Source organism: Tepidimonas charontis, assembly GCF_007556685.1.
In the GTDB taxonomy this organism is placed as follows: Bacteria; Pseudomonadota; Gammaproteobacteria; order Burkholderiales; family Burkholderiaceae_C; genus Tepidimonas; species Tepidimonas charontis.
The window spans coordinates 1-12,706 of the sequence record NZ_VJON01000016.1 but is presented as its reverse complement, the minus strand read 5'-3'; the positions used below and the strand labels follow the sequence as shown (position 1 = coordinate 12,706).

The following is a 12,706-nucleotide window of genomic DNA, read 5'->3' as shown; positions in this document are numbered from 1 at the left end:
CGGAAAACGTATCAAAACAACAGGGGTTGCACATCGACTTGTGACCGCCACCACACCACGCCGCCGTCCTCGCGCACGCCGATCGTCACCAACGGACCACGGCCGGGCCCGCCGACACAGCGCCCACTGCGCGGGTCGAACAAGGCGCCATGCGCCGCGCAGACGAGCCACTGCCCGGTCACGTCGAAAAAGCGGTTTGGCATCCAGTCCAGCTCCAGCGCCACGTGACTGCAACGATTCAGATAGGCGTACACCTGGCCATGGAACCGGATGGCAAACGCCCGGCAGGCTACGCCGCGGTAGCGCACGTCGAACGACACGGCGTCGCCACCATCGCTCAAATCGCTGCTGCGGCACAACACATGCCAAGCCTCGTCGTGCCCATCGGGACCATCGGCTTTGTGGGGCGTGGCGACCATATGATAAGCATAGCGCGTTTGCCGCCAAGCCAGCGTAGCCACACCCAACCGCCCCACACGGTGTCCGGCTACGACCCCCATGCGGCCATTCGCCCCCGTGCGGCCATGGCCGTGCGCCGTGGCGCGCGTTGCGGCCCAGCTGTACGGTAACCACTCGCCGCTGCCGCGCGCCCCCATCGGGCGCCCGCAACGGCCCCGCCTAGGGGGGGCGATACCGGGTATGGGGGTGGGCTTCGGTGCGGGCTCGGTTGCGGGCGTGGGGACGGCTGAGCCGACAATAGCGGCTTATGATTACCCCCGCCTCGCCCCTGCCCGCCGATGCGCCTGCCGCGCGCATCGTGCTGGCCTCCACCTCACCCTACCGGCGCGAGCTGCTGCAGCGCCTTCGTCTGCCATTCGACATCTGCGCGCCACAGGTCGATGAAACCCCGCACCCGGGCGAAGCGCCGGCGGCACTGGCGCTGCGCCTGGCCCGCGCCAAGGCCGACGCCGTGGCGCGGCTGCACCCGCACGCCCTGGTCATCGGTAGCGACCAGGTGGCCGATCTGGACGGCACGGCGCTGGGCAAACCCGGCACACACGAGCGCGCGGTGGCGCAATTGCAAGCCATGCGCGGACGCACCGTGGTTTTTCACACGGCGGTGGCCGTGGTGTGCCACGCGCGCGGCTACGCCGCACAAGAGGCTGCTGCCGTGCAGGTGCGCTTTCGCACCCTGAGCGACGAGGAAATCGAACGCTACCTGCGGGCCGAACGTCCCTACGATTGCGCCGGCAGCGCCAAGAGCGAAGGGCTGGGCATCGCGCTGCTGGAGGCCATCGTCAGCGACGACCCCACCGCCCTGATCGGATTGCCGCTGATCCGCACCGCGCGCTTGCTGCGTGCCGCCGGGGTGGCGTTGCCATGACCGCTGCCGCCACCCGCGCCACCGGTACCCTTTATCTGGTGCCGACCCCACTGGATTTCGGCTGTGACGACGCCGCCCAGACCCCGTTGGACGCGAGTCTGCCCGCCCTGACGCTGCAGACGGCGGCACGCTTGACGCACTGGATTGCCGAGAATGCGCGCAGCGCCCGCGCCTTTCTGAAACGCGTGGGGCAGCACCAGCCTTTGGCCGCGCCGCTGCCGGCACAGTCCATCGTCGAGCTGCCGCGCGCCTGGCACAAACACGGTGACCTGACCCACGCTGACGCCGCCACACAGGCGCGGCGCTGGTTGGCGCCAGCGCAAGACGGCCACGATATCGGCCTGGTGAGCGAGGCCGGCATGCCCGCCATCGCCGACCCCGGCGCCGCGGTGGTGCGCGCCGCGCACGACCTGGGGCTGCGCGTGGTGCCATTGCCGGGGCCGATGTCACTGGCGCTGGCGCTGGCCGCCAGCGGCATGGACGGCCAGCAATTCGCGTTCGTCGGCTACCTGCCGCACGAACCGGCGGCGCGCAGCCAGCGCTTGCGTCAGCTCGAAGCGCATGCGTTGCGCAGCGGACAGACGCAGCTGTGCATCGAAACCCCTTATCGCAACGCCGCCTTGCTGCAGGCACTGCTGGCCACCCTGCAGCCCACCACCCGGTTGGCGGTGTGCTGCGGCCTGACGCTGCCGCAGCAGGTGGTGCACAGTGCGCGCGTGGCCGACTGGCGCCGCCACGCGCCCACCCTGCCGCTGGCGCTGCCGGCGGTCTTCGTGTTCGGGCGCTGAAGGCCTCAATGGCGGAAGTGGCGCACGCCGGTGAAGACCATCGCCACGCCGCGCTCGTTGGCGGCGTCGATGACTTCCTGGTCGCGCACCGACCCCCCGGGCTGGATGATGCAGGTCGCCCCCGCGTCCACCACCACGTCCAGCCCATCGCGGAACGGGAAAAATGCATCGCTGGCCACCGCCGTGCCCTGCAGACTGAGCCCCGCCGCCTGCGCCTTGATGCTGGCGATGCGCGCCGAGTCGAGCCGACTCATCTGGCCCGCGCCCACGCCCATCGTCATGCCGTCCTTGCAAAAGACGATGGCGTTGCTCTTGACGTACTGCGCCACCGTCCAGGCAAAGAGCAGGTCCTGCAGTTGCTCGGGCGTGGGTTGGCGCTTGGTGACCACTTTCAGGTCGCTCGCGCGCAAGACGTGGACGTCGGTGGTCTGCACCAGCACGCCACCGCCGACGCGCTGCAGGTGCCAGGCGTTGCGCGTGGCGGCCGCGTCGGCCGGCAGTGCGATGCGCAGCAAGCGCACATTGGCCTTGGTCTTGAAGACGGCCAAGGCCTCGGGCGTGAAGTCGGGCGCGATCAGCACTTCGACGAACTGCTGGGCCACCGCCTGCGCCGTCTCGCCATCGACGCTGCGGTTGAAGGCGATGATGCCGCCAAAGGCGCTGGTCGGATCGGTCTGAAACGCCTTGCGATAGGCCTGCAAGGGCCCCTCGCCCACCGCTACGCCGCAGGGATTGGCGTGTTTGATGATGACGCAGGCCGGGGCCTCGAAGCTCTTGACGCACTCCCAGGCAGCGTCGGCATCGGCAATGTTGTTGTAGGACAGTTCCTTGCCCTGCAGCTGCTGGGCGGTGGCCAGCGCGCCCGCCGGCGCCTCGGGATCGCGGTAGAACGCCGCCTGCTGGTGCGGGTTTTCGCCGTAGCGCAGGTCTTGCACCTTGGTCCAGCAGGCGTTGAACTGCCCTGGGAAGGGGTGGCGCGGCGGTGGCGCATCGACGGCGGGTGCCCCAGCCGACAGATCGATGGCCGACAGATACTGACTGATGGCCGCGTCGTATTGGGCAATGCGGTTGAACGCCGCCACCGCCAGTCGCAGGCGGGTGGTGTCGCTCAAGCGGCCGCTGTCACGCAATTCGGCCAATACCGGCGCGTACTGGGCGGGGTCGGTCAGCACCGCCACGTCGCGCCAGTTTTTGGCTGCGGAGCGCACCATCGCCGGCCCGCCGATGTCGATATTTTCGATCGCGTCGGCCAGGGTACAGTCGGCACGCGCCACCGTGGCCTCGAATGGATACAGATTGACCACCAGCAGGTCGATGGGGGCGATGCCGTGCTGCTGCAAGGCCGCCATGTGCTCGGGCCGGTCGCGGCGTGCCAGCAGACCACCGTGGATCTTGGGATGCAGCGTCTTGACGCGGCCGTCGAGCATCTCCGGAAACCCGGTGACCTCGGCCACCTCGGCCACCGGCAAGCCGGCGTCGGCCAGCAGGCGCGCCGTGCCGCCGGTGGAAATCAGCGCCACACCCAGCGCATGCAGCGCGCGCGCCAGCTCCAGCACGCCGGTCTTGTCGGAGACGGATATCAGGGCTCTCATGGGGGGTTCATCCTCGAAAAAAGTGGCAGGAAATCCAGGGTGACGCATCACGCGTCGAGCAAACCGTGCTCCAGGAGCTTTTTGCGCAGCGTGTTGCGATTCAGGCCCAGCCACTGGGCGGCGCGCGACTGGTTGCCGCGCGCGCGCGCCATCACCACCTCCAGCAGTGGCTTTTCCACCGCGCACATCAGCATGTCGTGCAGGTTGGCGGGCTCGGTATCGCCCAGGTCGGCGAAGTAGGCCTCGAGGTTGGCGCGTACGCAGTCGGGCAAGGCAGGTGGGTTCATGCGGCCAAGGGCAGGTCGAGTTGGTCGAAATAGGCGTCCACGGCGCGCAACTGGGCAGCGCAGGTTTCGGCTGCGATGACCGTGTCGCGCAAGCGCTGACGCGCCGCCTCGCTGCCTGGCAGCGCCCGCAAATACCAAAGCAGGTGCTTGCGCGCGCTGCGCACGCCGCTGAATTCGCCGTACAGCGCGTAGTGGTCGCTCAGATGCTCGCGCAACCACAGTCGCAGCTCGGCCGGCGTCGGCGGCGGCGCGTGCCGTCCGGTTTGCAGATAGTGCGCGATGTCGCGAAACAGCCACGGCCGGCCCTGCGCCGCGCGCCCGACCATCACCGCATCCACCCCGGTGGTGCGCAGCACGTGTGCGGCGGCCTCGGGACTGTCGATGTCGCCGTTGGCCACTACCGGAATGCGCACACTGGCCTTGATGGCCGCCACGGTCTCGTGCTCGGCCTGGCCGCGGTAGCCCTGCTCGCGCGTGCGGCCATGGATGGTGAGCAAGCGCACGCCAGCGCTTTCGGCCACCCGCGCCAGCACCGGGGCATTCTTGGCCCGGGCGCTCCAGCCGGTGCGCATCTTCAAGGTCACCGGCACACCGTGCGGCTCGCACGCCGCCACCACCGCTTCGATGATGGCGGCGGCCAGCGGCTCGTCTTGCATCAACGCCGAGCCGGCCCATTTGTTGCACACCTTCTTGGCCGGGCAGCCCATGTTGATGTCGATGATTTGCGCACTGCGGTCGATGTTGTAGCGCGCCGCCTCGGCCATCATGGCCGGGTCGGTGCCGGCGATCTGCACCGCGATCGGCCCCGGCTCGCCGTCGTGGTTCACGCGGCGGGCCGTTTTCAGGCTGTCGCGCAGCTCCGGGCGCGAGGTGATCATTTCACTGACCGCGTAGCCCGCACCCAGGCGTTTGCACAGACGCCGAAACGGCCGGTCGGTCACACCCGCCATCGGGGCGACGAATAGCCGGTTTAGCAGCACGTGGGGGCCAATGGCCAGACCGCCAGACATGGAAGAGGGACGATGCGGGGGTTGCACAGCGGGGCGGCGCCGCGCATGCAGCGACTTGCCGAAAAAACAGGCACGATTGTATCCCCGCTGCCCGCGATGGCGACCGACTGCGGGACCACGCGCTGCCGCGCGCCGTCATGCCCTACCCCTATACTCGGCAGCGTCGTTTCCCGCACGTTGCGACAACTCCCAGACCGGGCGCGCGCACCCGACAGGTGCCCGTGCCCGGTCTGGGCGACGGTTCTCACGCAACCCCATGGATGTCTGGCTCTCGTCACTCCTGCACACCCTCAGTCTGCCCGAGGTGGGGCTGACGACGGTGTTCGTGGTGGCCTTCGTTTCCGCCACCCTGCTGCCGATGGGATCGGAGCCGGCGGTGTTCGCGCTGGTCAAGCTCAACCCCGATTTGTTTTGGCCGACGGTACTGGTGGCCACCGTGGGCAACACCCTGGGCGGCGCCGTGAGCTGGGCCATGGGCTATGGCGCCCACGCCGCCATCGACCGCGCCCGCGGCTCCCCGACCCACCTGCGCGCGCTGGACTGGCTCGAGCGCTTCGGCCCCAAGGCCTGTCTGCTGAGCTGGCTGCCCGCGGTGGGCGACCCGCTGTGCGCTGTGGCGGGCTGGCTGAAATTTCCGCTGCTGCCTTGCCTGTTTTACATGGCGATCGGCAAATTCGCCCGCTACGTGTTGATGACGGCGGCGCTGCTGTGGTTGCTGCCCGGTGACTGGTCGTCCTGGCTGGGCTGAGCGCCATCGGGCACCGGTGCGCCCTCAAACCCGCGCTCGGCCAGCGCGGCGGCGATCAGCGGCGGCAGCGCGCGCACCAGCTCCGACTTGTGCACCACCGGCACCCCCTGCAGCGCATGGGCGCAATCGCGGCGTGCCTGCTCGTCCAGAGCCGTCACCACGATCAAGCCGCAGCTGCCACACAGTTCGTGGCGGCGCAGCCCGAGCAACATCGAGGCGCCGTCGATCCCGGGCAGCAGAATATCCACGATCAGCAAGTCCGGCTGCAACTGGCCGAACGACACCAGCCCGGTGATGCCGTCGGGCGCCACGTGCAGCTCGGCACGCGGAAAGCGCTGCCGCACCAGCAGCTGCACCAGGTGCTGAAAGTGCGACGAGTCCTCGATGAGCAGGATGCGCGGCGGCCGTGGCGAGCGTGCGGAACTGCGACGCGGACGCGCCACGCGCTGCGCCGCCGGCGGCACCAGGCCCGCCCGGCTGTGCGCCAGCCAGCGCTGCAGCGACTCGGCGGTGATGCGCCGGTGCCCGCCCGGCGTCTTCCACGCTTGCAGCTCGCCGCGGTCCACCATCAGTTGCACCGAACGCACCGCCATGCCCAGCATGCGCGCCACCTCCAACGTGGTGTAGTACGCATCGCTGCTGGGCGTCAACGGGTTGGACATGCTCACCTTTTTCATTCTCGCCATTTTGGCGTGAAATGTAGCATTGTGCACGCGCTCACGGCGATGGCCCGTCGCCGGCCAGCAGCCGGCGCCACCCGTCGGCGCCGAGCTGGCGCAGGGTGCGGATATTGCGCTCGACGATGAGCTCGGCTGGCTCGCCCTCGTCGACGGCGCGCGCCACGCTGTCCTCACGCAACAAATGCAGCGTCGGGTAAGGCGCGCGGTTGGTGGCGTTGGCGATGTCGTCGGGCGCGCTGCCCTCGAAGACGAAATCCGGATGAAACGGCGCGACCTGGATCACACCCTCCAGGCCATGCTCTTCGATGACCCGATCGACGACGTCCAAAAAGTCGTTGAAGACGAAGAAGTCGGCAAACAAGGTCGGGTGCACCAGCAGCGTGGTGTCCAGTTGGTCGGCTGGGGTGTCGCGCAGGCGCAGCAGTTCGGCATCCAAATCGTCCAAAAAGCCATCCAGGTGGCGCGCCTGGCTCACCGCGATGCGCACCTGCCGTTTGACCCACGCCGCCTTGGCGTACGGGCACAGGTTCAGCCCGATGACGGCGCGCTCGATCCAGCGCCGCATCGCGGCTTCGACTTCAGCCACCGTGGGCGGTGGGGACACGGGTGTGGACAAGGCAGGCGGCGCGGTCATGCTCAGGCCAACGACTTGAAGCGCACGCGCTTCGGGCGCGCACCTTCTTCGCCGAGCCGGCGCACCTTGTCGGCCTCGTACTCGGTGAAGTTGCCGTCGAAGAAATACCACTGGCTGTCGCCTTCGTAGGCCAGGATGTGGGTGCAGATGCGATCCAGAAACCAGCGGTCGTGGCTGATGACCAGCGCGCTGCCCGCGAACTCCAGCAGCGCTTCTTCCAGCGCGCGCAGGGTCTCCACGTCCAGGTCGTTGGAGGGTTCGTCCAGCAGCAGCACATTGCCGCCTTTGGCCAGGGTCTTGGCCAGATGCAGGCGACCGCGCTCGCCGCCGGAGAGGTCGCCGACGCGCTTTTGCTGGTCGTTGCCCTTGAAGTTGAAGCGGCCCAGGTAGGCGCGGCTGGGCATGACAAACTTGCCCACCGTGATGTTGTCCAGGCCGCCCGAGACCTCTTCCCACACCGTCTTGTTCGGGTCCAGGCAGTCGCGGCTCTGATCGACGAAGGCCAGCTTGGCGGTCTGGCCGATGATGATCTCGCCGCGGTCGGGCTTCTCCACGCCCTGGATCATGCGAAACAGGGTCGATTTGCCGGCGCCGTTGGGGCCGATGATGCCAACGATGGCCCCCGCCGGCACGGAAAAGCTCAGGTCGTCGATCAGCAAGCGGTCACCGAACCCCTTGCTGACGTGGCGAAACTCGATGACCTGCGAGCCCAGGCGGTCGGCCACCGGGATGAAGATTTCGTTGGTCTCGTTGCGCTTTTGGTATTCGACGTCGCACAGCTCCTCGAAGCGCTGCAGCCGCGCCTTGCTCTTGGCCTGGCGCCCCTTGGCGTTGGAGCGCACCCACTTGAGCTCCTCCTTCATGGCCTTGCGGCGCGCGTCCTCGGCCTTTTGCTCCTGCTCCAGGCGGCGCTCCTTCTGCTCCAGCCACTGGGAGTAGTTGCCCTTGTACGGGATGCCCATGCCGCGGTCCAGCTCCAAAATCCACTCGGCCGCGTTGTCCAGGAAGTAGCGGTCGTGGGTGATGGCCACCACCGTACCGGGGAAGCGCTGCAAAAACTGCTCCAGCCAGTGCACACTCTCGGCATCCAGGTGGTTGGTCGGCTCGTCCAGCAGCAACATGTCGGGCTTGGACAGCAGCAGACGGCACAAGGCCACGCGGCGTTTTTCGCCACCTGAGAGGTGCCGGATCACCGCATCCCACGGCGGCAGGTTCAGGGCGTCGGCGGCCAGTTCCAGCTGCAAGTCGGTGTTTTCACTGCCCGCAGCGGCGATGATGGCCTCCAGCTCGGCCTGCTCGGCGGCCAGCGCGTCGAAGTCGGCATCGGGCTCTGCGTAGGCCGCATACACCTCCTCCAGCCGCTTCTTGGCCGCCAGCGCGCCGCCGATGCCCTCCTCCACCGTCTCGCGCACGGTTTTGTCGGGGTCGAGCTGCGGCTCCTGCGGCAGGTAACCGATTTTGATACCGGGCATCGGCACCGCCTCGCCCTCGAAATCTTTGTCCACCCCTGCCATGATTTTGAGCAGAGTGGACTTGCCCGCGCCGTTGAGGCCGAGCACGCCGATCTTGGCGCCAGGAAAGAAGCTCAGCGAGATGTCTTTCAAGATCTGCCGCTTGGGCGGCACGGTCTTGGAGACCCGGTTCATCGTAAAAACGTACTGCGCCATACTCGAAAAAACAACAGTTCGACAAAAAAGGGGCCGGGCTCTGGGCCCGGCGCTGCGCCGAATTATCGCAGTTATGCGACAATTGGCGCCAACCGGGCCCAGCAGTCGCGTCCCGGTTGGCATGAAGCCCGGGCACGCGGGCTCACGCAGGTGCTATCAACGTTTCTCTCGCACCCGGCGGCCGCTGCCCATTTTCCAGACCTCATCTGCCCTGGACTGAGTCACCCGCGTGCTGAGTCACCACTGGCTCGAGCGCCGCATCGGTGACATGGGCCGATGCCGTGCGCCCCGGCATGGGCGCCCGATCCCAAACACATGACATTCGAAGATCTCCAATTGCTGCCGGCCCTCGTGGAGGCCGTGCGCGAACAGGGCTACGAGACGCCCACCCCCATCCAGGCCGAAGCCATCCCAGCCGTCCTGGCCGGCCGCGACGTATTGGCCGGCGCCCAAACCGGTACCGGTAAAACGGCCGCCTTCACGCTGCCCATGCTGCAGCTGCTGGCCATGCGCGGTGAGCCACCCAAGCGCGGCGTCTTCCGCCCGGTGCGCGCCTTGGTGCTGGCGCCGACGCGCGAGCTCGCCGCCCAAGTCGAGGAATCGGTCAAGGCCTACGGCAAACACCTCAAGCTCAAGTCCGCCGTGGTGTTCGGCGGCGTGGGACTGAAACCGCAGATCGACAAGCTGGCCAAAGGGGTGGATATCCTGGTGGCCACCCCCGGACGGCTGCTCGACTTGGCCGACCAAGGCCACGTCAACCTGGGCACGGTGGAAATCCTGGTGCTGGATGAGGCCGACCGCATGCTCGACATGGGCTTCATCCACGACGTGCGCAAGGTGCTGGCGCTGCTGCCCGCCAACAAACAAAGCCTGCTGTTTTCGGCCACTTTCAGCGACGAGATCAAGGAATTGGCCGCGGGGCTGCTGCGCGACCCGCTGCACATCCAGGTCACCCCGCCCAACACCACGGTGCAGCGCATCCGCCAGGTCATCTACCCGGTGGCGCGCGACCGCAAGATGGCCCTGCTCAAACACCTGCTCGACACCCACGGCTGGAACCAGGTGTTGGTGTTCACGCGCACCAAGTTCGGGGCCAACCAAGTGGCGCAATTCCTCAACGAACACGGCATCAGTGCCATGGCCCTGCACGGCAACAAAAGCCAGACGGCGCGCACCCAGGCGCTGGACGGCTTCAAGAGCGGACAGCTGCGCGTGCTGGTGGCCACCGACATCGCCGCGCGCGGCATTGACATCGAAGACCTGCCGCACGTCATCAACTACGACATCCCCAACATCGCCGAAGACTACGTGCACCGCATCGGCCGCACCGGTCGCGCCGGCGCGCAAGGTGAGGCGCTCAGCTTCGTCAGCCTCGACGAAGAAGGCTGGATGATGGCCATCGAGCGCTTCACGGGCCAGCAGATTCCGGTAGAAGCGCTGCCGGAGTTCATGCCCGGCCCGGACGAAAAGGCCGAACCGATCGCCATGGGCCGGCAGGTGCTGTGGGGCGGCGCCGGCAAGCCGCCAACGCGTGAAGTGATGGCAGCGGCTGCGCGCGCAGCACGGCGCGAGCTGCAAGAGCGCATGCATGCGCGCAAGGCAGGCGAAGCGGCGCGCCCGGCGGCGCCGGCAGCCCACGCCGCGTCCGGCGACGCGGGCGCCGAATCCGACGCCTCACCCTCGGCACCCGCTGCCGACGGCATGGAAAGCCGCAATCGCATCGACCCCGAAGGACGGCGCAACCGCAACCGGCGTCGCCGCAACAAAAACAAGGCGGCCGGCGCGCCCGACGCCACGGCCACTGCGCGCCCCGATGGTGCCAACCGCGCTCCCCGCGACGGGCGCTCAGGCCAGATGCCAGGGCCACGCAAGGCGCAGGGGCCCGCACCGGCGCGGCAACCCGATCCGCTGCGCACCGGCATCGATGCCCTCAACGACCGTGGGCGGCGCAGTCGCAACAAAAACCGCCCGGGCAAGAGCGGCGGCGGCATCGACCCGCTGCGCACCAGCTTTGGCCGTATTCAATAACCGGCTCATCCTGGAGAGACCGCGATGCGTATCCTGCACACCATGCTGCGCGTGGGCAACCTGCAACGCTCCATCGATTTCTACACCCGGGTGCTGGGCATGCAGCTGCTGCGCACCTCCGACAATCCGGAGTACAAATACTCGCTGGCCTTTCTGGGCTACGACGGCGGCAACCCCGGACAAGCAGAAATCGAGCTCACCTACAACTGGGGCGTCGAGTCCTACGAACTGGGCACCGCTTACGGCCACATCGCCATCGGTGTGCCGGACGTTTACGCGACGTGTGAGCGCATCCGCGCCGCGGGGGGCACCATCACCCGCGAACCGGGCCCGGTCAAAGGCGGCACCACGGTCATCGCGTTCGTCACCGACCCCGACGGCTACAAGATCGAACTGATCCAGCGCGACTTCGACGCGCCGGGCGCAGGCCTGCGCTGAGGCGCCCGCCGGCAGGCGGGCGGACGGGCTGTCACAACACCTCGGCGCCGCCCAAATACGGACGCAGCACTGGCGGCACCGTGATGGTGCCGTCGGCGTTTTGGTAGTTTTCCAGCACCGCCACCAGCGTGCGCCCCACCGCCAAGCCCGAGCCATTGAGCGTGTGCACCAGCTCCGGCTTGCCCTGCGCGTTGCGAAAGCGCGCCTGCAGTCGGCGCGCCTGAAAGTCGCCACAGTTGCTCACCGAGCTGATCTCACGATAGGTGCCCTGCGCCGGCAGCCACACCTCCAGGTCGTGCGTGCGCGCCGCGCCAAACCCCATGTCGCCGGTGCACAGCAACACCACGCGGTACGGCAGCCCAAGCTTTTGCAAAATGGCCTCGGCGTGGCCAGTCATCTCCTCCAGCGCCGCGTGGCTGCGCTGCGGGTGCACGATTTGCACCATCTCCACCTTGTCGAACTGGTGCTGGCGAATCAGCCCGCGCGTATCGCGCCCCGCCGCCCCCGCCTCGGAGCGGAAGCACGGTGTATGCGCCGTCAACTTGATTGGCAGCTCGGCCTCGGCCACGATGGCGTCGCGCACGAAGTTGGTCAGTGTCACCTCGCTGGTGGGGATCAGATACAGCGCCGCCTCGTCGCCCTCGGCACCGCCCTTTTTGGCCGCGAACAGGTCGGCTTCGAACTTGGGTAGCTGGCCCGTGCCGCGCAGCGTCTCGGCATTGACGATGTAGGGCGTGTAACACTCGGTGTAGCCGTGCTCGGTGGTTTGCACGTCCAGCATGAACTGCGCCAACGCCCGGTGCAGGCGCGCCAGCGGCCCGCGCAGCACGGCAAACCGCGCCCCGCTGAGCTTGGCGGCGGTCTCGAAATCCAAGCCTAGGCGCTCGCCCAGCGCCACGTGGTCGCGCGGCGCGAACGGCAAGGGTGCCGGGTCGCCACCCAGACCGCCCTGCGGGCTCCAGCGGCGCAACTCCACATTGCCGCTTTCGTCGGGGCCCACCGGCACCTCGGGCTGCGGCAGGTTGGGCACCGCCAGTAGCAAGGCGTGCAACTCGGTCTGAATCTGCTCCAGCCGCTGGGCACAGATTTCCAGCTCGCCCTTGAGCTGCGCCACCTCGGTCATCACCGCCTGGGCGGCGTCGTGCTCACCCTTGGCCTTGAGCTGGCCGATCTGCTTGGACAGGGCGTTGCGGCGGGCCTGCAGTTCCTCGGTGCGCACCTGCAGCGATTTGCGCTCGCCTTCCAACGCGGTGAAGGCCGCCACATCCAAAAACGGTTGGGGATTCTTACGGGTAGACAGCCGCGCGACGACGGCGTCGAGGTCGCGGCGCAACAAAGCGATATCGAGCATGGTGGCGCAATTGTAGGCGGGGGCTGCGCTAAGAAACCTCTGCACAACCCAGCCTATTCGTTCCAGAGGACGCGGTGATGGTAGACTTTGTTTCACATGACGGGATCAGGGGCAGATTTTGAGTTATTTTCCGCTCCAGAAGCCCCTTTCGTGGGCCTC

13 protein-coding genes are annotated in these 12,706 nt (G+C 67.8%); 5 read left to right on the top strand and 8 right to left on the bottom strand.

Going from position 1 to position 12,706, the window contains the following annotated elements; all coding sequences use genetic code 11:
• Window positions 1-11: 11 nt before the first annotated feature.
• The gene (locus Tchar_RS06305) at window positions 12-419 is read right to left on the bottom strand and encodes a Rieske (2Fe-2S) protein (protein ID WP_144328215.1); all 408 of its coding nucleotides are present in this window, start codon (window positions 417-419) and stop codon (window positions 12-14) included.
• Between the two features lie 287 nt (window positions 420-706).
• On the opposite strand from Tchar_RS06305, the gene Tchar_RS06300 reads away from it, so the two are divergent.
• Window positions 707-1,324: a Maf family nucleotide pyrophosphatase gene (locus Tchar_RS06300; RefSeq protein ID WP_144328214.1), complete on the top strand. Its 618-nt coding sequence runs from the start codon at window positions 707-709 to the stop codon at window positions 1,322-1,324.
• A complete protein-coding gene (locus tag Tchar_RS06295; RefSeq protein ID WP_144328213.1) occupies window positions 1,321-2,112 on the top strand; it encodes an SAM-dependent methyltransferase in 792 nt (263 codons plus the stop codon). Before Tchar_RS06300 ends, Tchar_RS06295 begins: the two co-directional genes overlap by 4 nt.
• A gap of 5 nt (window positions 2,113-2,117) precedes the next feature.
• On the opposite strand, the gene purH is transcribed toward Tchar_RS06295, so the two are convergent.
• Genes purH through dusB form a run of 3 tightly spaced genes read right to left on the bottom strand, consistent with a single transcriptional unit; the run spans window position 2,118 to window position 5,001 of the window.
• Window positions 2,118-3,704: a bifunctional phosphoribosylaminoimidazolecarboxamide formyltransferase/IMP cyclohydrolase gene (gene purH, locus Tchar_RS06290; RefSeq protein ID WP_144328212.1), complete on the bottom strand. Its 1,587-nt coding sequence runs from the start codon at window positions 3,702-3,704 to the stop codon at window positions 2,118-2,120.
• A gap of 47 nt (window positions 3,705-3,751) precedes the next feature.
• Window positions 3,752-3,991, bottom strand: a complete 240-nt coding sequence (locus tag Tchar_RS06285) for a helix-turn-helix domain-containing protein (RefSeq protein ID WP_144328211.1) — start codon at window positions 3,989-3,991, stop codon at window positions 3,752-3,754.
• Entirely contained in the window at window positions 3,988-5,001 is a 1,014-nt protein-coding gene (gene dusB, locus Tchar_RS06280) for a tRNA dihydrouridine synthase DusB (protein WP_144328210.1), read from the bottom strand. The genes Tchar_RS06285 and dusB overlap by 4 nt, the downstream gene beginning before the upstream one ends.
• Before the next feature lie 256 nt (window positions 5,002-5,257).
• Here dusB and Tchar_RS06275 point away from each other — a divergent pair, with 256 nt between their 5' ends.
• Window positions 5,258-5,749 carry a YqaA family protein gene (locus Tchar_RS06275; protein WP_144328209.1) on the top strand — a complete coding sequence of 164 codons (492 nt, stop codon included), beginning with the start codon at window positions 5,258-5,260 and terminating at the stop codon, window positions 5,747-5,749.
• Here Tchar_RS06275 and Tchar_RS06270 read toward each other — a convergent pair.
• The 3 genes from Tchar_RS06270 to ettA are packed head-to-tail and all read right to left on the bottom strand — an operon-like array spanning window position 5,683 to window position 8,730.
• Window positions 5,683-6,411, bottom strand: coding sequence for a helix-turn-helix domain-containing protein (locus Tchar_RS06270; protein ID WP_144328249.1), 729 nt, complete (start codon window positions 6,409-6,411; stop codon window positions 5,683-5,685). The genes Tchar_RS06275 and Tchar_RS06270 overlap by 67 nt on opposite strands.
• 55 nt (window positions 6,412-6,466) lie before the next feature.
• Entirely contained in the window at window positions 6,467-7,063 is a 597-nt protein-coding gene (locus Tchar_RS06265; RefSeq protein ID WP_144328208.1) for a DUF1415 domain-containing protein, read from the bottom strand.
• Between the two features lie 2 nt (window positions 7,064-7,065).
• Entirely contained in the window at window positions 7,066-8,730 is a 1,665-nt protein-coding gene (ettA, locus tag Tchar_RS06260) for an energy-dependent translational throttle protein EttA (RefSeq protein WP_144328207.1), read from the bottom strand.
• 315 nt (window positions 8,731-9,045) lie between these two features.
• Here ettA and Tchar_RS06255 point away from each other — a divergent pair, with 315 nt between their 5' ends.
• Both Tchar_RS06255 and gloA read left to right on the top strand, forming a co-directional pair.
• On the top strand, window positions 9,046-10,758 hold the full coding sequence (locus Tchar_RS06255) for a DEAD/DEAH box helicase (protein WP_144328206.1): 1,713 nt from the start codon (window positions 9,046-9,048) through the stop codon (window positions 10,756-10,758).
• Between the two features lie 24 nt (window positions 10,759-10,782).
• Window positions 10,783-11,196, top strand: coding sequence for a lactoylglutathione lyase (gene gloA / locus Tchar_RS06250; RefSeq protein WP_144328205.1), 414 nt, complete (start codon window positions 10,783-10,785; stop codon window positions 11,194-11,196).
• 31 nt (window positions 11,197-11,227) lie between these two features.
• Here gloA and serS read toward each other — a convergent pair whose 3' ends face one another.
• Window positions 11,228-12,547: a serine--tRNA ligase gene (gene serS / locus Tchar_RS06245; RefSeq protein ID WP_144328204.1), complete on the bottom strand. Its 1,320-nt coding sequence runs from the start codon at window positions 12,545-12,547 to the stop codon at window positions 11,228-11,230.
• Window positions 12,548-12,706: the final 159 nt, after the last annotated feature.

Excerpts from the sequence above, each read along its gene's own strand:
- Tchar_RS06305 (WP_144328215.1), bottom strand. The coding sequence starts at position 419 with ATGGTCGCCACGCCCCACAAAGCCGATGGTCCCGATGGGCACGACGAG.
- Tchar_RS06300 (WP_144328214.1), top strand. The coding sequence starts at position 707 with ATGATTACCCCCGCCTCGCCCCTGCCCGCCGATGCGCCTGCCGCGCGC.
- Tchar_RS06295 (WP_144328213.1), top strand. The coding sequence starts at position 1,321 with ATGACCGCTGCCGCCACCCGCGCCACCGGTACCCTTTATCTGGTGCCG.
- purH (WP_144328212.1), bottom strand. The coding sequence starts at position 3,704 with ATGAGAGCCCTGATATCCGTCTCCGACAAGACCGGCGTGCTGGAGCTG.
- Tchar_RS06285 (WP_144328211.1), bottom strand. The coding sequence starts at position 3,991 with ATGAACCCACCTGCCTTGCCCGACTGCGTACGCGCCAACCTCGAGGCC.
- dusB (WP_144328210.1), bottom strand. The coding sequence starts at position 5,001 with ATGTCTGGCGGTCTGGCCATTGGCCCCCACGTGCTGCTAAACCGGCTA.
- Tchar_RS06275 (WP_144328209.1), top strand. The coding sequence starts at position 5,258 with ATGGATGTCTGGCTCTCGTCACTCCTGCACACCCTCAGTCTGCCCGAG.
- Tchar_RS06270 (WP_144328249.1), bottom strand. The coding sequence starts at position 6,411 with ATGTCCAACCCGTTGACGCCCAGCAGCGATGCGTACTACACCACGTTG.
- Tchar_RS06265 (WP_144328208.1), bottom strand. The coding sequence starts at position 7,063 with ATGACCGCGCCGCCTGCCTTGTCCACACCCGTGTCCCCACCGCCCACG.
- ettA (WP_144328207.1), bottom strand. The coding sequence starts at position 8,730 with ATGGCGCAGTACGTTTTTACGATGAACCGGGTCTCCAAGACCGTGCCG.
- Tchar_RS06255 (WP_144328206.1), top strand. The coding sequence starts at position 9,046 with ATGACATTCGAAGATCTCCAATTGCTGCCGGCCCTCGTGGAGGCCGTG.
- gloA (WP_144328205.1), top strand. The coding sequence starts at position 10,783 with ATGCGTATCCTGCACACCATGCTGCGCGTGGGCAACCTGCAACGCTCC.
- serS (WP_144328204.1), bottom strand. The coding sequence starts at position 12,547 with ATGCTCGATATCGCTTTGTTGCGCCGCGACCTCGACGCCGTCGTCGCG.